This window comes from Azospirillum sp., from assembly GCF_050789165.1.
In genome coordinates this window covers 1-21,652 of record NZ_JBOZRT010000021.1, presented here as the reverse complement: position 1 = coordinate 21,652, position 21,652 = coordinate 1, and the positions used below count along the sequence as shown (strand labels likewise).

Sequence of the window (21,652 nt, the reverse complement as noted above, 5' to 3'; positions counted from 1 at the left end):
TAGACGTCACTTGGGTGTGGTTCCACGCACACGGCTCGAGCACCGCACCGCCCGCGCTTCGCGCCTTTGCCATCTGGCGAGAAGCGGCCCGCATCGTCCAGAACCGCTCAGGATTGAGAGCGCTCGCGCTGCTCCAGCAGAGCCTCCCTGACAAGCCGCCAGCTCGCCTCGTCGGGGGCGCAGATGAGACCGCCGGTGCGATGGGTCGGGTGGTAGCCGGTGCCGTCGAAGTGGGCGCTGTAGCCGCCGGCCTCGCGGTGCAGCAGCCAGCCCGCCGCATGATCCCAAGGCATCAGCTTGTTGTAGAACAGGATGTCGCAGTGCCCCGCTGCGGCCATGCGGTATTCATGCGCGGCGCACCGCAGCCACGCGTTCATGCCCAGCCGCGCGAGGTTGCCGTTGACGGTCGTGCGCAGGGGCTCCGGCAGGAAGTTCGTCCCGATGATCGCGTGCATCTCACGGAGCGGCACCGCGTCGGCGACTCTCAAGTCAGTCCGCGCGCCTCCCTCGCCCTGGGTCCACGCCCCCTCGCCCCTGAGCGCGTAGGCGGTGTTGCGGCACACCGGATCGTGGATGGCGGCGAGCGCCACCTCCCCCCGCACCGTCGCCGCAACCATGATCCCGAACAGCGGCAGTCCGGAAGCGAAGTTCTTGGTGCCGTCAAGCGGGTCGAGCACGAAGGCGAGGTCGGCCGTACCGATGGCATCGAGCAGGGTGGGATTCGCAGCGGTGGCCTCCTCGCCGACGACGACCGCCCCGGGCCAAGCGGCCTCAAGCGCGGCGGAGATGCTGCGCTCGGCCGCTTCGTCCGCGTCCGTGACGACGTCGAACCGCGACGACTTTTCGCGCACCTGCCCGGCAACCAACTCGCCGAACCGAGGCATGATCTCGATCCGAGCAGCCTGGGACAGGATCTCGCCGATCCGAAGGGCGTCGGACAGTGTGAACTGCATCATGGCTCCCGATCGCCGTGTAGGGTGGTGTCGTTCACGTCACGGACAGACTGTTGTCCGAAACAGGTCCAAGCGTCGAGGCTGGCATAGATTCGATCAGCAAGGTCCTGCTGGCGGAGATGGAGGCAGGCGCCTACCAGATCAACATGTTCGTCATCGCACCGTGCTGGCCCGGCCGGTCTACGGCAGCTGACGCGGACGGCCCGGGGCGCCGTTGGCCGACGGCGCCCCGGGCCTATCTGTTGGGATCTCATGGGTGAAGGAGCGTATTGCGCATGCCTCGTGACGGCACGGAACGCGGAATCGGAGACGGCCCCCTGGCGGCACTCGGCCAGAGCACCGCCAGCGTCGCGTCGACGCTGGCCATCGGCGCGGCGGGCGGCGCGCTGTTCGCCTGGGCCGGCATGCCGGCCGCGTGGCTGGCCGGCGCGATGATCGCGGTGGCGGCGAGCGCCATCGGCACGCGGGTGCCGTTGCTCGTCCCGGCCTGGATGCGCGAGGTGGCGTTCGTGCTGATCGGCATGTCCATCGGCGCCGGGGTGACTCCCGACACCCTGTGGTTGATGCACACCTGGCCGCTCAGTATTGCACTGCTGGCGGTGTCGATCGCCGCGACGGTCGCCGCCAGTTCGGTCTATCTGGAGCGCGTGCACCGGTGGGATCGCGCCACCGCCCGTTTCAGCGCCATCCCCGGCGCCCTGGCCGCCGTCCTGGCGATGGCGGCCCGCGGCGGCGTGGACCTTCCGCGGGTCGCCCTGGCGCAGAGCCTGCGCCTGTTCATCCTGGTGGCTGTCATGCCGCTGATCCTGCGCATGACGACGCCACTCCCGGCACCCGATGCGCCACTGGCGGCGGCCGACGGTGACGGTATTCTGGGCGTGGTCGCGCTGCTGGCCGCCAGCGGCGCCGGCGCGTACCTGTTCCACCGCTTCCGCCTTCCCGGCGACGCCCTGCTCGGCGCCATGCTGGTGAGTTCTGTGCTGCACGGCGCGGATCTCGCGCACGGCCAGCTGCCATCCGGGCTCTTAGTCGCCGGCTTCCTGGTGGCGGGCGCCGTCATTGGCGCCCGCTTCCGGGGGGTGCCGATCGCGACCCTGCGTCGGGCGCTGGGGCCGGCCGTCGGCAGCGTCGCGATCGCCTTGTGCCTGTCCGCCGCCTTCGCCGGGGCGGGCGCGGCATGGCTGGGCGTGCCGTTCGGGCAGCTGTGGATCGCCTATGCCCCCGGCGGGCTGGAGGCCATGACCATCGTCGCCTTCGCGCTCGGCCTGGACGCCGCCTTCATCGGCACGCACCACGTGGTGCGTTTCCTCGGCATCGGCGTGCTGACCCCGGTTTGGCAGCCGCGGATCGGCGGGCTCGACAAGGAGCGTGCGAAGGAGACGGTTACGCGGTCAAAGTGACATGCTCCGGGACTGGGCGATCGGTCGGAGAATCGCCGGAAGCCGGTACGGGGCCGCTCCGCCTGGATCGGACATCGCCGTTCAAACCGAGCCGGTCTCGAGGATGGAGACAAGTTCGGATTCGACGTGGCCCGGCAACGCCAGTCCCCTGAGCTTTTCAACGGTCGCCTCCACCGGATAGCGGTAGGACTTGAGTGCGAACCGGCCGTCCTGCCAGACCGCATAGCTCGCGAGCGGGACACCTGTCCGGGGCTGTCCGAGGCTTCCCGGGTTCAGCACCACCTTGTCGCCGATCCTGCGCAGGAATGGCACGTGGGTGTGGCCGACAAGCAGAACATCGGCCGGGAGCGCATCGAGTTCCGCGGCCCACCCCTCCGCTTCCGTCGCGCACCGTCCGTAGAGCGGGTCCGAGGGCGTCGCATGCGTCAGGTGGAACAGGAGGCCGTCGCGCTCGGCTTGCGCCTGCAGGGGAAGACCGCGGAGGTAGGCCTTCTGCGCGTCGCTCAGGACGGAGGACGTGAATCTCCTGGTCGCCTCCGCTATCGGGCGATAACGCGCGCTCCACCGGGAGTCGTCGTCGTAAGCCACCGCGTTGTCGTGGTTGCCTTGCACGACCAGCGAGGCCTTCGCCATCACCTCCGCGACGACCTCCTTCGGCTGTGGCCCGTAGTTGACGAGATCGCCGAGCACCCAGAGCTCGTCATACTCCTCAGGCAAGGCACGCAAGGCGTCGTGGTTGCCGTGGATGTCGGAGATAATGACCAGCTTCATCATGGCCTCCGGGCACTACACGCGACGCCCAGGGCCAGGGCGACCCGAGTTCGGCCCGCAGGTTGGCGTTCCGGACCTGCTGCAGAGCGACGCCCACCCCCGGCGCCGAACACCAGGAGGCATGAAAATGCGGCCCAAGCGGCTGTCATCGCGTGCTCCTCAGGAAGCTCCTGGACGTTTGGATAGCAGGATTGGCCACCGTGGTCTGGAACGGATGTGATCTACCCCGCCCGGCATCGCCCCGGAGCGACGCCGAACGCGCGGTGTTCGCTCCAACGCTCCCGCACGCCCCCGTCCTCGGTTCGGCCACCAGCCTGCACCGCTATGGGCCGATGCTCGACGACGAGGGGTACCGCGGGCTGGCGGCGGTGCGGCCTCCCTAGGTCTTTTGACGGGCCTCGGTCGGCTGCAATCGACATAGGGACCGGACGCCGAGTTGGCGCGCCGGGGCCCTGGTCTAAATGAGGAAAGAGCCCCGGCCAACCTGCGGAATGCCCATGAACATGAGACGCTTCCTGCTCGGGCTCGTCGCACTGGTCGTCATCGTCGGCGCGGGCACCGTCGCGCTGGCGTGGCGACCCGCCATGGATCCTATCGATCCGGCCGCGGTGTCTCCACCCGACTCGGCGCGCATCGCCGCGGGGGCGCGGCTGGCGCTGATGGGCGACTGCGTGGTCTGCCACACCAGACCCGACGGCAAGCCCTATTCCGGTGGCGCACCGCTTCCCACCCCCTTCGGCACCATATACGCCACCAACATCACGCCGGACCCGGACACCGGCATCGGTCGCTGGTCGGAAGCGGCCTTCCGCCGCGCCATGCGCGAGGGCGTGGACCGCAAGGGCAGCCATCTCTACCCGGCGTTCCCCTACGACCACTTCACCCGCATGACCGACGAGGACATCGGTGCCGTCTACGCCTTCCTGATGAGCCGCGAGCCGGTGCGGCAGGAGACACCGCGCAACCAGCTGCCGTTCCCACTGGGATTCCGGCCGGTGCTGGCGGGGTGGAAGCTGCTGTTCCTCGACACCGGACCGTTCCGGACGGTGGCAGGGCAGAGCGCGGAGTGGAACCGCGGTGCCTATCTGGCCGAAGCCGTGGCGCACTGCGGCGCCTGCCACACCCCGCGCAACCGGCTGGGCGCCGAGCAGCGGGACAAGGCCTACGCCGGCGGCAGCATCGAGGGCTGGCACGCTCCGGCGCTGAACCGGGACGCTACCGCGCCGGTGCCCTGGACCGCCGACCGGGTCTTTGCCTACCTGCGCGGCGTGGACCCGCAGCACGGCGCCGCCGCCGGTCCGATGGCGCCAGTCACCCACAATCTGGCCCGCGCGGATGAGGCCGACGTGAGGGCCATCGCGGCCTACATCGGTTCCATGGCGCCGCCGGGACGCGCTCCATCGGCCGCTGCGGTGCCATCCGCATCCGGTGGGGCCGGGAACGCGATCTACGCCGCGGCGTGTGCGTCCTGCCACCGCGGCGACGGTCCGATCGCCGCACGCGGCGTGCCGCTGGCGCTCAGCAGCGCGGTCACCGGGCCGGATCCGCGCAACCTGATCCACATCGTCCTGGACGGCATCCACCCCGAGGTCGGCGAGGCCGGCGCGATCATGCCCGGGTTCGCCGCCGCCATGACCGACGCCCAGATCGCCGCTCTTGCCACGTACCTGCGTAGCGCGTTCGGCGGCGGCCCGGCCTGGACCGACGTGGAAGGGACCGTGCGCCGCATCCGCCAAGGGAAGGAAACGTCCTGATGGTCACCCTCACCGTCAACGGCAGGACGCACCGAGTCGATGCCGATCCGGCGACGCCGCTGCTCTACGTGTTGCGCGACGACCTGCAACTGAACGGCGCCAAGTTCGGCTGCGGCCTGGGACAGTGCGGGTCCTGCACGGTCCTGGTCGATGGCCGGGCGGTGTTCTCCTGCGTCACCCCCGTCCTGTTGCTGGAGGGGCGTGCGGTCACCACCATCGAGGGGCTCGGCACCGCCGAGAACCCCGGCCCGCTGCAACGCGCCTTCATCGAGGAACAGGCGGCGCAGTGCGGCTACTGCATCGCCGGCATGGTGATGCGCGCGCAGGGGCTGCTGCAGAGCAAGCCCAACCCGACCGACGCGGAGATCCGCGAACACATGAAGACCAATCTCTGCCGTTGCGGAACGCACATGCGGATCCTCAAGGCGGTGCGGCGCGCCGCCGGGTCGGTGCAGACCGCCGAGGCCCCCTCCGGGCGGGAGGAACGGCGATGAGCGCGTCGTCGCAGCACGGGCCTTCGCGCCGCGGCGTGCTGGCCGGCGGCGGCCTGGTGGTTGCCTTCTCCCTGCCCCCGCTCCGCCGCCTGCTCGCCGAGGAGGCGCAGAACGTCGGCAAGGAGCCGAACACCGCGCCGCGGCTGCCGGGCAGCCTGAAGGACTCGCCGATGCTGGATTCCTGGATCCGCATCGACGCCGACGGGACGATCACCGTCTTCACCGGCAAGGTGGAACTGGGGCAGGGAATCAAGACCGCGCTGATCCAGGTGGCGGCGGAGGAGCTGTCGGTCGATCCGCACGCCATCACGCTGATCACCGCCGACACCCAGACCACGCCCAACGAGGCCTACACCGCCGGCAGCCATTCCATGCAGGACAGCGGCACGGCGCTGCTCAACGCCGCCGCGCAGGCTCGCGCCATCCTCACCGATCTGGCGGCCCAGCGCCTGGGACTGCCGGCTGAACAGCTCACCGCACGTGGCGGTGCGATCGCGGCACCGGACGGGCGCAGCGTGCGCTATGGCGAACTGGTGACCGGGCAGGAGTTGCACCGCGCGGCGGCACCCACCTCGCCGCTCAAGGATCCCGGCGCCTACACCGTCATCGGGAAGGCCGTGCCGCGGGTGGACATCCCGGCCAAGGTGACCGGCGGGCCGGCCTATGTGCAGGACCTGCGGCTGCCCGGCATGGTGCACGCCCGCGTCGTCCGCCCGCCGACCCGCGGCGGCCGGCTGCGCGCCGTCGACACGGCGGCGGTCGAGCGGCTGCCCGGCGTGCTGACGGTGGTGCGCGACGGCAGCTATCTCGCGGTGATCGCCGAGAAGGAGTTCCAGGCCGTCACCGCCATGCGAGCGCTGGCCGACGCCGCGCAGTGGGAGCCCGGCCCGACGCTGCCCGACAGGGCGACGCTCTACGCCACCATCGAGGGCTGGCCGGCCGAGCACCGCACCATCCTCGACCGCGGCCCCGCGGCATCGGGCACGGCGAAGACGGTGGAGGCGACATTCCGCCGGCCCTACCAGATGCACGCCTCCATCGGCCCGTCGTGCGCGGTCGGGCTGATGGACGGCGGCAGGCTGACGGTGTGGACGCACACGCAGGGCGTCTACCCGCTGCGCAAGGCGATCGCCGAAATGCTGCGCATGCCGGCTGAAAACGTGCATTGCGTGCATCTGGAGGGGTCCGGCTGCTACGGCCACAATGCCGCCGACGACGCCGGGGCCGACGCTGCGCTCCTGGCGCGCGCCCTCCCCGGCCGGCCGGTCCGCGTGCAATGGATGCGCGAGGACGAGCACGGTTGGGAGCCTTACGGCCCAGCCATGGTCTCAAAGGTGCGGGCATCGCTCGACGCTTCCGGGCGTATCGCCGACTGGCGGTACGAGGTGTGGAGCAATCCGCACAACACCCGCCCGGGTGCCGCCGGCAACCTGATGTCCGCCCGCTATCTGGAGCAGCCGTTCCAACCGCCGCCGCCGAAGCCGCTGCCGCAGCCGGAGGGTGGCGGCGACCGCAACGCCATTCCGCTCTACACGCTGCCGGCTGCCCACGTCGTGCACCATTTCATCCCGGAAGCGCCGCTGCGCACGTCGGCGGCGCGGGCGCTCGGCGCCTATCTGAACATTTTCGCCATCGAGAGCTTCATGGACGAGTTGGCCGCCGCGGCCGGCGCCGACCCGGTGGAGTTCCGCCTGAGCCACCTGGACGACCAGCGCGCCCGTGACGTCGTGACGATGGCGGCGGAACGCTTCGGCTGGGGGCAGGCGGCCGCCCTACCAAAGGGCCGCGGGCGTGGCTTCGGCTTCGCGCGCTACAAGAACCTCGCGGCCTACGCTGCTGTGGCCGCCGAGGTGGAGGTGGAACGCGAGACCGGCCGGGCGCGGCTGGTGCGCGCCGTTGCCGCGGTGGACAGTGGACATGCGGTCAACCCCGACGGCATCCGCAACCAGATCGAGGGCGGCATCCTGCAGTCCATGAGTTGGACGCTGTACGAAGCGGTGGATTTCGGTTCCGAGGGGGTGCGCAGCCACGACTGGAGCACCTACCCGATCCTGCGCTTTCCCGCGGTGCCGGACAGCATCGAGGTGCACATCATCGACCGGCCCGGCCAGCCCTACCTGGGAACGGGAGAGGCGACGCAGGGCCCGACGTCGGCGGCTGTGGCAAACGCCGTCGCGCAGGCGGCCGGCGTGCGTATCCACGACCTGCCGCTGAGCGCGGATCGGGTGAAGGCTGCCATCGGGGTGTGATGTCGGATTCCGATTTCTCAGCCCCTCGGTCCCGCAGCCGGCGTTATGGTTTCTGGAGGAACTCGATCTCGACGAACACGATGTCCGCGCTTCCGTTGTTGATGACGTTGTGGCTCACACCGGCGTTGCGGAAATAGGACCGTCCGGGCTCCAGCGGGAACTGCCGCTCGGTGCCGTCCGGATCCACGATGTGAAAGGCACCGGACGTGACGGGCACGATCACATAGTCGTATGCGTGGACGTGCGCCCCCGTCTCGGCACCCGGAACAAGACGCCATTCGGTCACACGCGTGCGCTCGTTCTCAACGTGCGACACCGAAACAGCCTGCGGACGCGTCGTCATTGCCACTCCCTTGGATTTCCCAGTTCCTGAGCATGCAGGCTAACACACCAAAGAGCGACCATCACATCCTGAGCTTTGCCAAATCGCGCCGCAGGGTGTTCCACCACGCCGACTTTCGATGCCGGCAGTCCGGACCGCATCGGGCTCGGGGCGATGCAGATGGCCGGCGAGTGAATTTCGCAAATAGAGAGTGACGGCGGCAATTTCCGGCGCTGTGCGCGGAATTGCCACAGAAAGCGCGTTCTCCGCCCCGGGGAGCGGCAATATCTTTGGACAACCAACTTATTGAATGCGATACAATTGAACAGCACTTGCGAGTGCTTGCGTGTTCCCGCACCAATATGCTTTGGGAGAATGCTCGAAGAACAAACTATAACATCAGCGTGCGGGGATGTGTTAGCTTGGCTGCAGGGTATTACTCGGACAGCGGAGCGTCGCAGGAACGCGCCGATCAAGGACGGTAAAGGAAGCCGGGATGCAGCAGCCCATGCAGACCTCGATGCAGGACAATGTTGCGGCTCTGCGCGGGGACCATCGCGTCGCCGCGGTGGTCGACATCGTCGAGCGGCTGTCGTTCGCGGGAGATCTCCAGGGCATCATGGAGATCGTGCGCACCTCGGCCCGGCAGCTGACGGGTGCCGACGGCGTCACCTTCGTACTGCGCGAGAACGACCAGTGCTACTACGCGGACGAGAGCGCCATCAGCCCGTTGTGGAAAGGGCAGCGCTTCCCCATGCAGGCCTGCGTTTCGGGCTGGGCGATGCTGAACGGCCGAACCGTGGTCATCCCGGACATCTACAAGGACCCGCGTGTCCCGCACGACGCCTACCGGCTGACCTTCGTGAAGAGCATGGTCATGGTGCCGGTGCGGCCGGAGGATCCCGTTGGGGCCATCGGGGCCTACTGGGCCACCCAGCACGCCGCTTCGGAGGAAGAGCTCGCCATTCTCCAGGCGATCGCCCGCTCGACGGCGCTGGCCCTCACCAATCTCCAGCTGGTCGCCTCATTGCGCGAAGCCGCCCGGCGCGCCGAAGGGCATGCCGCTGAATTGACGCGCGCCAATGCGGCCAAAACGCAGTTTCTCGCCTCGGCCAGTCACGACCTGCGCCAGCCGGTCCAGTCGATCCTGATGCTCACCGAGGCCATCGGCTCGCATATCGCTGAGGGCGGCCAACCGCATTACCTGCAGCTCCAGCAGAGCCTGGGCGTGCTGAAGGGGCTGCTGGACAGCCTCCTCGATGTGTCGAAGATCGACGCTGGGCTGGTGGAACCCAAGGTGAAGGACGTTCCCCTGGCGTCGGTGTTCGATCAGATCGAAGCCACGTTCCGGCAAGGCGCGGAGGCCAACGGATTGGCGTGGTACGTCGTGCCGTCGGCGGCCGTCGTCCGGACCGATCCGCTGCTGCTGCTGCGCATCCTTCACAACCTGGTCGAGAACGCTGTCCGCTACACCGACGAAGGCCGCATCCTGATCGACAACCGCCGCAAGGGCGAGGTGATCCGCATCGAGGTCCAGGACAGCGGCCGGGGCATCCCGGCCGAGGCGCAGGACGAGATCTTCAACGAGTTCTACCAGGTCGGCAATCCGGAGCGCGACCGCAGCTACGGGCTCGGCATGGGCTTGGCGATCGTGAAGAAGCTGGCCGGGCTCCTCAAACACGAGGTCGGCGTCGCATCGCGCGCAGGCGAGGGTTCGACCTTCTGGATTGAGATTCCCGTCGCACCGGGGCAGCACTTGCCGGTTGTGCGTGCGCGGCCGCAGACGCTTGACGGCGCCGGGCGCCTCATCGTGCTCGTCGAGGACGACGTCATCGTGCGCATGGCACTGCAAGCCATGTTCGAAGGATGGGGCTTCAGGGTCATCGCTGTGGAGTCCGGTGAGGAGGCGGTCGAGCAGCTGCGCGCCAGCGGGGAGGCGCCCAGCATCATTCTGGCCGACTACCGGCTGCGCCAGCGGCGTTTGGGGACGGACGCCATCCGCTGCATCGAGGCGTTCCTGGGGCGGCCGGCTCCCGCTCTCGTTCTGACGGGCGAAATCGGCGGTGCCTGCGACAAGGACGCCGCGGCGAGCGGGTACCCCGTGCTTCGCAAGCCGGTCACACCGGATCAGCTTCAGGCCGCGATCCTTCAGAGGATTGCCGAGGTGAGCCTTGGCGGCACGGCCAGCGCTCAACAGGTGAACTGAGGCAGGCGAGCCGCGTCCGGCCGGTTCGGTCATAGCGAGTGTAAGTCTAACCCACCCCAACGTGTCCGTCATGGCCGGGCTTGACCCGGCCTTCCACGACCACGGCTCTCCCGAAGGTTCCGGTGCGTGGATGCCCGGGACAAGCCCGGGCATGACGAGGAAAGGTGTGTCAAGACTATCGTCCGCCGGGATGATAGCCCAGGCCACCTCCGGCTCAGCTGCCCTTGGCGGCTGAGGCCCGCGTCGCGCGCACCTCGCTCTCGACGAGGTTGTAGAGTTGCTGGGCGCCGAAGCTCGGCAGGTGCTTGCCGTTGACCAGGAACGTCGGCGTCTTCTGCGCACCGACCGCCACCGAGTCGCTGCGGTCCTGCTCCAGGACCGCCGTCACCTCCGGCGACATCAGCGCGGCGCGCGCCTTGGCAAGGTCGAGCCCTGCGGTCCCCGCCGCCTCCCACGCCTTGTCGAGGCGCGGCGCACCGTGGCTCGCCCATTGCGGCTGGGCGCGCAGGATGGCCTCCAGCACCGGCTCGAACTTCCGTTGCAGGCGCGCGGTTTCAAGCAGGCGGACCACCTCGTCCGAGCCCTGGTGCAGGGGGGTGTAGCGGATCACCAGTCGGACCTCGCCCGGGAATTGCGCCATGATCTCCTTGACCACGGGATAGAAGGCCCGGCAGGTCTCGCAGGCCGGGTCGAAGAACTCGGCGATGGTGACGGGGGCTGCCTTCGGACCGAAGACCGGCGAATGCGGCCGCACGAGCACGGCGGCGTCGGCCACCTGCGCGCCCGCATTTCCCGCCTGCCGGGCGGTGAACCACCAGCCGGCGGCCGCGAACACGACGACGGACGCGATGGCCGTCAGAACGACGAGGGTGCGTTTGGTCATGGGGTGGATGTCTTCCGGACAAGGTGCATGAGAACGCCGATGGCGCCGAACGCGCCAACCGACAGGAGCGGGAGCGGGACGCCCCCGAGGATGGTCATGTTGTCGCTGGAGCAGGACGGGCCCGCCCCGCAGGGTTCCAGCGCGGCCGGCGCCACCCCGGTGAAGACCAGCGTGTGCCAGACGGCGATGACGGCGCCGATGGCGGCCAGCGGCAGGGCGTAGCGCCACACCGCACCATCCGTCCGATAGCAGGCGACGGCGAGGATCACCGCCAGCGGGAACATGAAGGCCCGCTGGTACCAGCACAGCACGCACGGGGTCTGGCCCATGATCTCGCCGATGAACAGCACGCTCAGGGTCGAGCCCAGCGCGATCAGCCATGCCGCGAAGAGCAAGGTCCAAAGCCGTCCGTCCGGCGCCGCCTCGGCCACGGGAGGCTGAACGGCGCTGCCGCCACCCTGCCGCCGTTTCGGCCGTGTCCTGTCTGTCATGTCGTCACTTCCGTCTTGTTCGATGTCACAGGCCGAAAATCGCGGGCCACCAGCCCGCCGCGACCACGAGGCTGCCCAGCGCGCCGGGCGCCAGCGGCAGCAGACGCGGCAGGCCGGGGCGCACACCCTGCTGCCGCAGGATGCGGTCCCCCAGCCAGAGGCTCCAGACCAGGCCGAGCAGGAACAGGCCACCCTTCGCCGCCCCCACGGCGGGCGCCCCCGCCAGAAGCTGAAGCGGGATGAACAGCTTGCCGCCGAGCCCGACCACCAGCGACACCATGGCGACGGGGGCGTACTGGTAGGCGAGTTCGGTGAAGCGCTGCCGGAAGCCGCCGTCGCCTGCGCCGCCCCGGCCCGCCAGGGCCGCGGCGGCGGCCGTGGTGGCCGACAGAGCGGCCGCGGTCGCCAGCATCACCGCGACCATGAAGCCGCTGATCATCGCGAAATCCAGCCACAGATAGACCTCGCGCCGCTCGGGATGGACGCTCATCAGCCAGCCCGGACCGGGGCGGACGACCCCGTACCAGCCCTGCCCGATCGCCCATTCCCCGGCCATGGCGCGCAGGTCCTGCCACAGCGGCAGGATGCCCCACAGGAAGCCGCCCAGCGCGATGCCGGTGCCGAGGAACAGGAACCACACCTCGACGGGGTTGGCGTGGTGGTTCCGGATGCGCTCCACCTCCGCCCCGGGCCGGCGCAGGACGACGGTCATGCCGCCCTTGGCGCCTGGGTTGACGCAGCGGAAGCACTCGATGCAGTGCCGCGATTCCTCCTTGCGCGGCAGGTCGATCATCATCGGGCAGACGCCCTTGTCGGTGTAGGCGTCGCCGCCGGGCAGGCGCACCACCGGGCGGAACTCCACGGCCCCGAGGCGCGAGAAGATGCCGAGCAGCAGGCCGATGGGGCACAGGTGGCGGCACCACGCCCGGCGTCGGCGCCCGTAGACGAAGCCGACGACGATCGCCAGCAGCATGGTGCCGCCGAAGATCTGCGCAGCGGCCTCCGCGTGGGTCCGCACGCCCACGGTCTGCCCGAGGATGGTCACCACCACGAAGCTGGCGATGGGCATACCCTCCCACCGCATCCAGGCCGGGACGGGGCGTTGCGGCCCGATCCGGTTGCCCCATTCCGCCGCGGCGCCCATGGGGCACAGCAGCCCGCACCACGACCGCCCGGTGACGATCACCGACAGCAGCACCAGCGGAAACCAGAGGCCCCACAGGACGTAGTTGGCGAACGGCCCGACGTGGAAGGCCGACGCGTCCCCGACGGCGAGCGGGCCGACGATGAGCGCCAGGAAAGCGACGAACATGGCGGCGTGGACGTAGATCAGCCGGTCGCGGTGCTGGACGAAGAACGCCTCGATGGCCGTCGCGATGCGCGCCCGCGGCGGCGGTCCGAAATCCAGGGGCATGGCCGCCTCACTTGTCCGGAAGGGTCTGCGCGTAGGCGGCGACGTCGGCGATCACGTCGATCCCCACCCAGATGTTGGCCGGCATGGCCTCGCCCGGATGACCGTTGCGGGCGGTGTGGATCAGCAGGAGGGGGGTGTCCCTGGCGACCGTGCCAATGTACATCGGCGCCTTGCTGCTGGCGAAGTTCTGCGCCTTGCCGTCGTAGCCGTGGCAGACGGCGCAGAGGTTCTGGAACACGGCCTTGCCCCGCGCCGGGTTGCCGTTGACCGAGCGCGTCTTCGCGTCCACCACGCGCCCGGCGTCGTACTGGCCCTTGACCAGGAACAGGGCCAGACGTTCGGCGGCCTTGTCCGGGATCATGGCCGGCGTGTAGCGGTGACGGTCGTCGCGCAACGCCTTCACCACCCTGGCGGGATCACCACCCGCCAGAGGGCGCAGATCGGTGGCCTTGTTGCCGCCGACGCCCTTGTAGTCCCAGCCGTGGCAGGTGGGGCAACGCCAGATGTCCGGCCCCTTGGCGAGCGGCCCGTCGCCATAGCCGCCACCGCCGGCGCGCGGCTTGCCGGGCAGGGTCTGGTCGAGCACCTCGGCCCATTGCGAGTACATCCGCCCGCCGTAGGCGATGAGCCATTCCTCGGAGGGGTCGGCGGGTTCCGTCCTGATCCACTGTTCCTGGTAGGTCGCGCGGGAGTCCTGGGCCGTGGCGGAGCCCAGCAGGGCGAACACGGACATGAAGGCGGCGATGAAGGCGCGCATGGTCTCTCTCGAACAGGTTGCATGGGGCCGACCAGAAGCACGGGCAAGCCGATGCCCGGCCCGGCCAGCGGAGGATGCAACCGCGTTCAGATCAGGAGAACGACCGTGCGCCGGGATTGGAGGCGAATGTCGCGGTCGGTCGCCGCAGCCCGCAGGGGGGCGCCCATCCGTGGCGGCGCCGGCGCCATGGCGCTTGCCGGGAGAGCCGGGCCGCCGCCGGTCGGCGTCGGAACGGCATGGGCGGTGTCCCGCTTGCCCTGCTGGACGGTGGCCTCCATGGCGCCGCCCACGGGGGTATCATCGCAGCGCGGCCCCGACGTGAGGCCTGCACCGTCCGGCGAAAGGGCCGGGCCGCAGGGAGCATGCCCCATCACCTCGACGGCGCGATGGTCGCCGGACATGCACAGGGCGAAGGCTTGCTGCCCGGCCAAGCCGAACAGCAAGGTCACGACGATCCCCCAGCACGCGAGCACCCTGCGGTTCATCCGACCTGCATCCTCAACTCATGCCCCGTTTCCAAGAACGAGACCACCGCACTCCCGTCTTTGGGAATGGCCCGGCGGCCGAAAGCGGGCTCTCCCGCCATACACGGCCGTCCAGGATGATGTCGGCTGATATGAAGCAATAAGCGTGCCCGTCTCCGGCCATCGCTGCGTGCAGTGGCGGCGCCCGGTTCAGCCCAGGGCGCCGCGCCGCCGGGCGAGGAGCACGATCACCAGCACATAGGCGGTCGCGACCGCTTGGCCCGCGAGGAAGCTGCCTGCGATGCCGCCGGGCACGGCCGCGGCCATGGCCGCGCCGAGCGTCGCGACGACCCCGGCCAGCGGGACGAGCGTCAGGGCGGCCCAGCGGCGCATCGGTGCCCAGAGGGCCGGGATCAGGAAGGCCGCCCAGCCGACGGCGAACGCCCAGAGCGTCGTCTCGACGCGGGTCGCGTTGGCGTCCTTCAGGGCATCGTCGATCATCACCGCGGCATCGACGGCTCCGTTCGCCAGGAGCGCCACGTTGTCCCCGTCGATGCGGACCGGCACCAGTTCCTGGCCGGTCTTGTCGACCGCCGCGATCACGCTCAGGGGACCGTCCCGCAACGCCCGGTACATCAACCGGCGGTCGCCGTCGGCCAAGTGCTTCGCGGGGTCGGAGGTCCGGGCCTTGGCGCTGTTCACATGGTATGCGGCCCAGGGATCGCTTTCGGACAGCATCATGCCCGCTGGCAGGCGGTAATCCGCCCCCGGGCGCATGGGTTCGAGGACCGAAGGCGCCGCGGCGAGGAGTGGCTCCGTCAGCGACCAACCGCCGAGGCGCACGCCGGGGGACGGCAGATGGCGCATCTCGTCCGGATTCCAGCCGGCGTTCCGCCCGCTGCGGAACCGTTCCACGATGCGCTGGACGGTGAGCGCCCTCTCGAAGGTGACTCCTATGCTGGTGTCGGCGACCGGCTGTCCGACCGTCGCCGTGCCTCGCACATGAACGACGCGCCCGGCCAGATCCGGGGACGGCGAAGCGGGCTCGCTGCTGACGAGGAGGGACCGGAGCGCCCCCACCCGTGCGGCCTGCACCGCGGCGTCGGTGTAGAACCAGGCGTAGAGGCTGACGAGCACGAAGCTCAGGAAAAGGAACCCCACCGACGCCGCCATGAACGGAACTATTCTCTGGTTCCAGGACAGGCCCTGTGGCGGAGCGCCCGTGGCGGTCGTCGATTCGCTTTTCATGGTCATGGCAGGGTCCAGTCGCGGGGTGGCTCAGTCCGCGAGAAAGTGCAGGATCACGACGGCGATGAAGCCGAGGGTGGCCAACGCGCCGCACACTCCGCTGAAGAGGATCATCTTGTCGGTGTGGAACGGGTCGGCCACGACGGCAGCCCCGCCGTCCGGTTGCGAAGGCTGGGGCACCGCTTCGGAGGTTTGGTCGGCCTGGTGCGGTTCGGAGGACATCGCTGGGGTTCCGGAATGCCTGAACGGGATGGCGAACCCTACCCTGCAGGTCCCGCCCATGAATTGATTTTGGGCAAGCGGGCCGGTGGCCGTGCGCCGTACGGGCGATGATGCGGGTGGTCCGGGCGGCGACGCGGCCCAGATCACTGGCACAGGACGGGAGGACTCCATGCGGCATAACGATCTTTCCTCCGGCGCGGAGTTCGCCGGGTACACGGCGGTGGCGGTGATCCTGCATTGGGCGATGGTGCTCCTGCTCGCCGCCCAGTACGCCATCGGCTGGAGCATGCCGGAGATCCGCCGCGGCACGCAGCCGGAGACGCTGATCAACCTCCACCTGTCGGCCGGCGCGCTGATCCTGCTCCTCCTGGCGGTCCGGCTTGCGTGGCGGCTGACCCATTCCGCACCGCCGCCCCCAGCCGGCCTGCCGGGATGGCAGAACCGGGCGTCGTCGCTGATCCACGGGGTGCTCTATCTTCTGCTGGTCGTTGTGCCAGTGCTCGGCTGGATGAACGCGTCGGCGCGGGGCTGGACGGTGACGCTGTTCTCGCTGGTCCCGCTGCCGGCGCTGGCGGCGCAGGGCGCACCGCTGGGACGATCGGCCGGCGACGTGCACGTGGTGCTCAGCTACATCCTGCTGGCGGCGGTCGCGGTCCACGTCCTTGCGGCCTTGTATCATCGCTTCGTGCTGCGCGACGAGGTGATGCGGCGCATGTTGCCCGGTCTTTGACCATCCTCGGCGCAGTTCATGGGGCACCTCAGGACGCGCGTGCCACGCTCGCCGGCGGCGCGGCGGTCACGCCTCCGGCGGACGGCAGGGAGAGCGTCACGACCGTGCCCTCCGCACTGCTGCTCACCGACAGGGAGCCGCCGTTGCGCTGCACCAGTTCCTGCGACAGCGGCAGGCCCAGCCCCGTCCCGCCCTCGCCAGCGGTGCCCTCGGTCGATTGATTCTCGCTCAGCGCAAACAGGGTGGGGATGCGCTCGGGCGGGATGCCGACGCCGGTGTCGACGACCTCGACCACGGCCTGTGCGGTGCCAGCCGTCACCCGCACGGTGACGCTGCCGCCCTCGGGCGTGAACTTCACCGCGTTCGACAGGAGGTTGCGCAGCACCACCTCGATGCCCGGCGCATCGACAACGGCGAGGGCCGGCGCCGCATCGAGCCGCAGGTCCACGCCCTTGATCAGCGCCGCGCCCCGCGCGGTCTCGACCGCCGAGGAGGCGAGCGCTGCGAGGTCGGAGAGCGCCGCTGCCGGGCGGTTCGCCATTTGCGCACGCCCCCAGGAGGTCGCCGTATCGACGAGGTCCGTGACCCGCTGGACCTGCACCATCAGCAGGTGCGCGTAGTCCCCGCGCTGCCCACCGGCGGGCGCGGTCCCCGCCACCAGATGCGCGAAGGTGGTCATCGCCTGCAAGGGGCTCTTCAGATCGTGGCTGATGACGGAGAGCAGCTTGACCTTCTCATGGTTCGCCCGGGCCAGACTCTCGCGGTCGGCCGCCAGCAGCGCCGTGGCACGCTTGTATTTGTGGAGCATGACGGCCATCACACCGAACAGCGCAGCCGCGACCACGCAGTTGGCGAGGCCGATGCGCCAGTCGAACCGACCGCCGATGTTGGCCTCGTCGCTCAGCAGGAAACCGGTGAACGCCAGCGCCATGGCAATGGCCGCGTAGCCGTAGGGCGCGCACGGCCGCTCCTCCGACAGCGAGAACAGCACCACGACGAAATACGGATAACCGTCGAGGATTCCTTGCGGTACGGCAACGTCGAGCAGCAGCAGGCCGAAGGCGGCGAGCATCGCCAACAGGCGCGGGACCCGCGGGCTGCGGGAGGTGCCGTCGATCCGGATCATGCCGATGCGCCCCGGTTGCGTGGGTCGGCCGATCCTAATGCGCACGCCCGGCGCCCGAACATTACAACGCGTTCATGAAAGCGGCTGGCGGCCGGATCAACGATCAGCAACGACAGGCCCGCACCGTTTCAGTCCGGTGCGGTCGATCAGCAGCTGAAACGGTCCGCCGCCTGGGCCCGGCGCACGACGGTGGACGATGACAGACCAGACCGGGAGCGGGGCTTCCGATCAGGAAGGGAGGTAGCCATGCCGCCCCCCCGCCGACCGAAGCCCTGCGTTTCCTGCGCTTCCCAAGGTCTTCCCGTGGCGAGGGCCGACCTTGCGACCAAGCCCTTATGCTCGTTTCGCCTCTGGCAACCGGTCACCGCACACCGGGCCCATGCCCGTCTGACGGAGGTATCGATCCATGGTCAACCCTTCCATGTCGATCTCCGCTCGACGACCGCTGACAACGTCGGCGACAACCCGGCCGGAACCGGCCGCCATGGTCCAGCCCAGCGTTCCGTGCCCGGTGTTGAGGAACAGGTTACGCACCGCCGTTGGACCGACGATGGGCGTGCCGTCGGGCGTGTTGGGGCGCAGGCCCGTCCAGAACTCCGCCTTCGACAGATCGCCGCCTGTCGGGAACAGGTCGCCCACGACGTGGTCTAGCGGGCCGCGCCGCTCCGGGCGCAGGGTCAGGTCGTAGCCGGTCAGCTCCGCCGTGCCGCCGACCCGGATGCGGTCGCCGAGACGGGTGACCGCGATCTTATAGGTCTCATCCATGACCGTGGATTCCGGGGCGCCGGCCGCATCCACGATCGGCAGCGTAAGTGAGTATCCCTTGACGGGATAGACCGGCAGCTTCAGCCCCAGCGGCCTGACCAGCATCGGCGAATAGCTGCCGAGCGCCACCACGTAGGCATCCGCCGTCAGCGTGCCGACGTCGGTCAGCACGCCCGTGATGCGCCGCCCATCGCTCTCCAGACCCTGGATGCGCACGCCGTAGCGGAACTCCACGCCCAACCCGGCGGCCAATTGCGCCAGCGCGTTGGTGAAGCGGAAGCAGTCGCCAGTTTCGTCACCCGGCAGTTGAAGGCCGCCGACGATCTTGTCATGGACCAACCCCAGCGCCGGTTCCGCCGCCACGCAGCCGCTGCGGTCCAGCAAGGAGTACGGCACGTTGAAGCGATCGAGCACCGCCATGTCGGCGGCCGCAGCATCGACCTGCTTCTGGGTACGGAAGACCTGAAGCGTGCCCTTCGTCCGCTCGTCGTAACGGATGCCGGTCTCGTCGCGCAACGTGCGCAGGCAGTCACGGCTGTATTCGGCCAGCCGCACCATGCGGCCCTTGTTGATGCCGTAGCGACGCTCGTTGGCGTTGGCGAGCAGGCTCAGGCACCAGGCCCACATGGCCGGGTCCAGCTTCGGCCGGACAACCAGAGGCGAGTGCTTCATCAGCATCCACTTCACGGCCTTGCCGATCAGTCCAGGCGCCGCCCAGGGGGAGGCGTAGCCCGGCGACACCTCGCCCGCGTTGGCGTAGCTGGTCTCCAGCGCCGCCCCGTCCTGCCGGTCCACAACGGTCACCTCGTGGCCGGCCCGCGCCAGGTAATAGGCAGTGGAAACACCGATGACGCCGCTGCCGAGGACGATGACGCGCATGAGGAACTCCCGAGGTGGCAGGTATGCTTGCCCAGCCATTAGCAAATCGGAGGCCAACCTTCGGTCCCGCGAAAACCCTCGTTCCGACGGTGAATCAGGATTGAGATGCGTACACGGACGTTTACGGTGGGGGTAGAAGCGAAGGCTGAGGACGCGAAAGCAGCTAGGATTCCCATTGCCTGCAACAGGCTGTAAACAATTCAATACACTGTAAACATGCATGGACGCTTTCGCGGGACGTGGTACTCTGGCCTGTCCGTCCGTGAGGTCGCCATGCGCATCGACGTCGTGTTCGCCGACCGGGTCGGCATTGCCCATGAGATCCTGGCGGTGTTCGCCCGCCGGCAGTTGAATGTCGTCGCCGTCGAGGTGGATCCGCCGCACATCCACATCGATGCGCCGGAACTCGAAGCCCCGTCGCTTGATCACCTCGAGGCGGAGTTGCGCCGTGTGGTCGGAATCCTGTCGGTCACCCCCATCGACATCCTGCCTGGCACGCGGCGGCGGCTTCATCTCGACGCCCTTCTCGGGGCGCTGCCCGACCCTGTGCTCGCCGTGGATCGGGCGGGCCGGATCGTGGTGGCGAACGCGGCCGCGGCGGACGTGGCCGGGCAGGCCGAAGCGGCGTTGAGCGGGACTGATTTCGGCCGCCTGTTTGGTGACCCGGAGTTGAGCAACGTGGTGGTGGAAAGCGGCTTCCGGCTTCCGGGGCAGGAGGTGATGCTGAATGGGCGCCCGTTCCTCCTGGATGCGACCCCCATCGTGGAGGACGGCCGGGTGGCGGGGGGCGTGGTGACGCTGTTCGCGCCCAGCCGATTGGGCGAGCGTCTCCACGCTTTGCAGAACTTCGATGAAGCCGGCTTCGACCGCATCCTCGGCGACTCCGGGCCCATGCACGCCCTGAAGGCCCGCGCCGCCCGGGTCGCCATGGTGGATGCTCCGTTGCTGATCCTGGGCGAGACGGGCACGGGCAAGGAACTGGTCGCCCATGCCTGCCACCGGGCCAGCCTGCGGCGCGGCAAGCCCTTCCTGGCCCTGAACTGCGCCGCGCTGCCGGAAAGCCTGGCGGAGAGCGAGCTGTTCGGCTACGCCCCGGGCGCCTTCACGGGGGCGCAGCGCGGCGGAAAGCCGGGGTTGCTCGAACTGGCCCACGGCGGCACGGTCTTTCTGGACGAGATCGGCGAGATGTCCCCCTATCTCCAGGCGAAGCTGCTGCGTTTCCTCAGCGATGGCCGCTTCCGCCGCGTCGGCGGCGACCGCGAGCAGAGCGTGGACGTGCGGGTCATCAGCGCCACCCACCGCGACGTCGACGCCATGGTGGCGGAGCACAGCTTCCGTGAGGACCTGTTCTATCGCCTCAATGTCCTGAACCTGCAGGTGCCGCCCCTGCGTGAGCGCGGCGAGGACATCCTGCTCCTGGCCCGGCACTTCGTCGCCCGTGCGTGTGCCCAGGCCCGCCGTCCGCTCTGCCGCCTCACCGTGGCCGCCAGCGCCGCCCTGCTCGCCAACCCGTGGCCCGGCAACGTGCGCCAGCTCGAAAACGTGATCTTCCGCGCCGTGACCATGAGCGACGGCGCCTATCTCGACGCCGCCGACCTGGAACTGGCCGGCGCCCGCATGGACGCGGGTGACGGTGGCGACAGCGCCAACGCGGCAAGCTGGAGCGAGGCGCTGGAGCAGTTCGAGCGCACGCTGCTGCATCGACTGTATCCACGTTTCCCCTCCAGCCGAAAGCTGGCGGCGCGGCTGAGCACCTCGCACACGATGATCGCCAACAAGCTGCGCAAGTACCGGATCCCGGATGGGGCGTGACGCCGAGCGATGATTGCGGTCCCTGTCGCTCTGGCGCGCGCTCGCGGCGGCCAGCATCTGAGCTTGACGCTGGCCGCCGCGACAGGCGAACTGGTCGCCGGGATCGCCGCCGGCCCGACGGCCTCCATGCCGCTCGCCCCCCTTCCAGGCCGGGCGCTTCCGCAGCCTCTTCCAACCCATCAACGGTGCCAAGCCATGACCGCCCCCTCCCCGACCGGTGAAAGCCTGATCCCCTACGCCGAATTGGTGGCCCTGCTGGCGTGCATCTTCGAGCGCCATGGCTGCTCGGACACGGTTGCCCGGATCCTTGCCGAGAACTGCGCAGGCTGCGAGCGTGACGGTTCCTTCAGCCACGGCGTGTTCCGGATCCCCGGCTACGTCGGCTCGCTGAAGAGCGGCTGGGCGGACGGCAAGGCGGTGCCCAAGGTGGAGGAGGCCGGCCCCGCCTTCCTGCGGGTGGACGCCGCCAACGGCTTCGCCCAGCCCGCCCTGCTGGCGGCGCGTCCACGGTTGATGGAGATGGTGCGGGCCGGCGGCATGGCCCTGCTGGCGATCCGCAATTCCCATCATTTCAGCGCGCTGTGGCCGGATGTGGAGCCGTTCGCCCGCGACGGGCTGGTGGCGCTGTCGGTCGTCAACAGCTTCGCCTGCGTGGTGCCGCACGGCGGCCGTTCGGCGGTGTACGGCACCAACCCCATGGCCTTCGCCACGC

General features: G+C 69.4%; 20 protein-coding genes. 8 read left to right on the top strand and 12 right to left on the bottom strand.

All coding sequences use genetic code 11. The features are described 5' to 3' along the window. Positions 1 to 107: 107 nt before the first annotated feature. The gene (locus ACRWK7_RS03915; RefSeq protein WP_431854874.1) at positions 108 to 956 is read right to left on the bottom strand and encodes an inositol monophosphatase family protein; all 849 of its coding nucleotides are present in this window, start codon (positions 954 to 956) and stop codon (positions 108 to 110) included. 272 nt (positions 957 to 1,228) lie between these two features. Between ACRWK7_RS03915 and ACRWK7_RS03910 the strand changes: the two genes are divergently transcribed. Continuing rightward, positions 1,229 to 2,353 (top strand): AbrB family transcriptional regulator, encoded by a 1,125-nt coding sequence (locus ACRWK7_RS03910; protein ID WP_431854873.1) that lies wholly within the window; start codon positions 1,229 to 1,231, stop codon positions 2,351 to 2,353. A gap of 81 nt (positions 2,354 to 2,434) precedes the next feature. Here ACRWK7_RS03910 and ACRWK7_RS03905 read toward each other — a convergent pair whose 3' ends face one another. Continuing rightward, on the bottom strand, positions 2,435 to 3,127 hold the full coding sequence (locus ACRWK7_RS03905; RefSeq protein ID WP_431854872.1) for a metallophosphoesterase family protein: 693 nt from the start codon (positions 3,125 to 3,127) through the stop codon (positions 2,435 to 2,437). A gap of 494 nt (positions 3,128 to 3,621) precedes the next feature. On the opposite strand from ACRWK7_RS03905, the gene ACRWK7_RS03900 reads away from it, so the two are divergent. From ACRWK7_RS03900 to ACRWK7_RS03890, 3 genes are read left to right on the top strand one after another with little or no spacing between them, the layout of a single operon-like run. Then, positions 3,622 to 4,878 (top strand): cytochrome c, encoded by a 1,257-nt coding sequence (locus tag ACRWK7_RS03900; RefSeq protein ID WP_431854871.1) that lies wholly within the window; start codon positions 3,622 to 3,624, stop codon positions 4,876 to 4,878. Next, complete coding sequence (locus ACRWK7_RS03895; RefSeq protein WP_431854870.1) at positions 4,878 to 5,372, top strand: (2Fe-2S)-binding protein; 495 nt, start codon at positions 4,878 to 4,880, stop codon at positions 5,370 to 5,372. Before ACRWK7_RS03900 ends, ACRWK7_RS03895 begins: the two co-directional genes overlap by 1 nt. After that, positions 5,369 to 7,621, top strand: coding sequence for a molybdopterin cofactor-binding domain-containing protein (locus tag ACRWK7_RS03890; RefSeq protein ID WP_431854869.1), 2,253 nt, complete (start codon positions 5,369 to 5,371; stop codon positions 7,619 to 7,621). The genes ACRWK7_RS03895 and ACRWK7_RS03890 overlap by 4 nt, the downstream gene beginning before the upstream one ends. 43 nt (positions 7,622 to 7,664) lie before the next feature. Here ACRWK7_RS03890 and ACRWK7_RS03885 read toward each other — a convergent pair whose 3' ends face one another. After that, positions 7,665 to 7,964 carry a cupin domain-containing protein gene (locus ACRWK7_RS03885; protein WP_431854867.1) on the bottom strand — a complete coding sequence of 100 codons (300 nt, stop codon included), beginning with the start codon at positions 7,962 to 7,964 and terminating at the stop codon, positions 7,665 to 7,667. Between the two features lie 475 nt (positions 7,965 to 8,439). On the opposite strand from ACRWK7_RS03885, the gene ACRWK7_RS03880 reads away from it, so the two are divergent. Next, the gene (locus tag ACRWK7_RS03880; RefSeq protein WP_431854866.1) at positions 8,440 to 10,149 is read left to right on the top strand and encodes a hybrid sensor histidine kinase/response regulator; all 1,710 of its coding nucleotides are present in this window, start codon (positions 8,440 to 8,442) and stop codon (positions 10,147 to 10,149) included. Positions 10,150 to 10,363: 214 nt separating this feature from the next. On the opposite strand, the gene ACRWK7_RS03875 is transcribed toward ACRWK7_RS03880, so the two are convergent. From ACRWK7_RS03875 to ACRWK7_RS03845, 7 genes are all read right to left on the bottom strand, one after another. Beyond that, complete coding sequence (locus ACRWK7_RS03875; RefSeq protein ID WP_431854865.1) at positions 10,364 to 11,032, bottom strand: DsbA family protein; 669 nt, start codon at positions 11,030 to 11,032, stop codon at positions 10,364 to 10,366. Next, positions 11,029 to 11,523, bottom strand: coding sequence for a disulfide bond formation protein B (locus ACRWK7_RS03870; RefSeq protein ID WP_431854864.1), 495 nt, complete (start codon positions 11,521 to 11,523; stop codon positions 11,029 to 11,031). Before ACRWK7_RS03870 ends, ACRWK7_RS03875 begins: the two co-directional genes overlap by 4 nt. A gap of 25 nt (positions 11,524 to 11,548) precedes the next feature. Beyond that, a complete protein-coding gene (locus ACRWK7_RS03865; protein WP_431854863.1) occupies positions 11,549 to 12,937 on the bottom strand; it encodes a 4Fe-4S binding protein in 1,389 nt (462 codons plus the stop codon). Positions 12,938 to 12,944: 7 nt separating this feature from the next. Continuing rightward, the gene (locus ACRWK7_RS03860; RefSeq protein ID WP_431854862.1) at positions 12,945 to 13,694 is read right to left on the bottom strand and encodes a c-type cytochrome; all 750 of its coding nucleotides are present in this window, start codon (positions 13,692 to 13,694) and stop codon (positions 12,945 to 12,947) included. A gap of 86 nt (positions 13,695 to 13,780) precedes the next feature. After that, complete coding sequence (locus ACRWK7_RS03855) at positions 13,781 to 14,179, bottom strand: hypothetical protein (protein ID WP_431854861.1); 399 nt, start codon at positions 14,177 to 14,179, stop codon at positions 13,781 to 13,783. Between the two features lie 189 nt (positions 14,180 to 14,368). Next, positions 14,369 to 15,412 carry a hypothetical protein gene (locus ACRWK7_RS03850; protein ID WP_431854860.1) on the bottom strand — a complete coding sequence of 348 codons (1,044 nt, stop codon included), beginning with the start codon at positions 15,410 to 15,412 and terminating at the stop codon, positions 14,369 to 14,371. A gap of 24 nt (positions 15,413 to 15,436) precedes the next feature. Further along, positions 15,437 to 15,628, bottom strand: coding sequence for a hypothetical protein (locus ACRWK7_RS03845; protein ID WP_431854859.1), 192 nt, complete (start codon positions 15,626 to 15,628; stop codon positions 15,437 to 15,439). Between the two features lie 169 nt (positions 15,629 to 15,797). Between ACRWK7_RS03845 and ACRWK7_RS03840 the strand changes: the two genes are divergently transcribed. After that, a complete protein-coding gene (locus tag ACRWK7_RS03840) occupies positions 15,798 to 16,358 on the top strand; it encodes a cytochrome b (RefSeq protein ID WP_431854858.1) in 561 nt (186 codons plus the stop codon). A gap of 28 nt (positions 16,359 to 16,386) precedes the next feature. Here the strand turns inward: ACRWK7_RS03840 and ACRWK7_RS03835 are convergent, their stop codons facing one another. Together ACRWK7_RS03835 and ACRWK7_RS03830 are read right to left on the bottom strand one after the other, a co-directional pair. Continuing rightward, entirely contained in the window at positions 16,387 to 17,484 is a 1,098-nt protein-coding gene (locus ACRWK7_RS03835; protein ID WP_431854857.1) for a sensor histidine kinase, read from the bottom strand. 333 nt (positions 17,485 to 17,817) lie between these two features. After that, positions 17,818 to 19,128 (bottom strand): D-amino acid dehydrogenase, encoded by a 1,311-nt coding sequence (locus ACRWK7_RS03830; RefSeq protein ID WP_431854856.1) that lies wholly within the window; start codon positions 19,126 to 19,128, stop codon positions 17,818 to 17,820. 273 nt (positions 19,129 to 19,401) lie between these two features. Between ACRWK7_RS03830 and ACRWK7_RS03825 the strand changes: the two genes are divergently transcribed. Both ACRWK7_RS03825 and ACRWK7_RS03820 read left to right on the top strand, forming a co-directional pair. Continuing rightward, the gene (locus ACRWK7_RS03825; protein WP_431854855.1) at positions 19,402 to 20,940 is read left to right on the top strand and encodes a sigma-54-dependent transcriptional regulator; all 1,539 of its coding nucleotides are present in this window, start codon (positions 19,402 to 19,404) and stop codon (positions 20,938 to 20,940) included. Between the two features lie 195 nt (positions 20,941 to 21,135). Beyond that, a partial coding sequence (locus ACRWK7_RS03820) for an Ldh family oxidoreductase (protein WP_431854854.1) occupies positions 21,136 to 21,652 on the top strand: 517 nt, incomplete at its 3' end.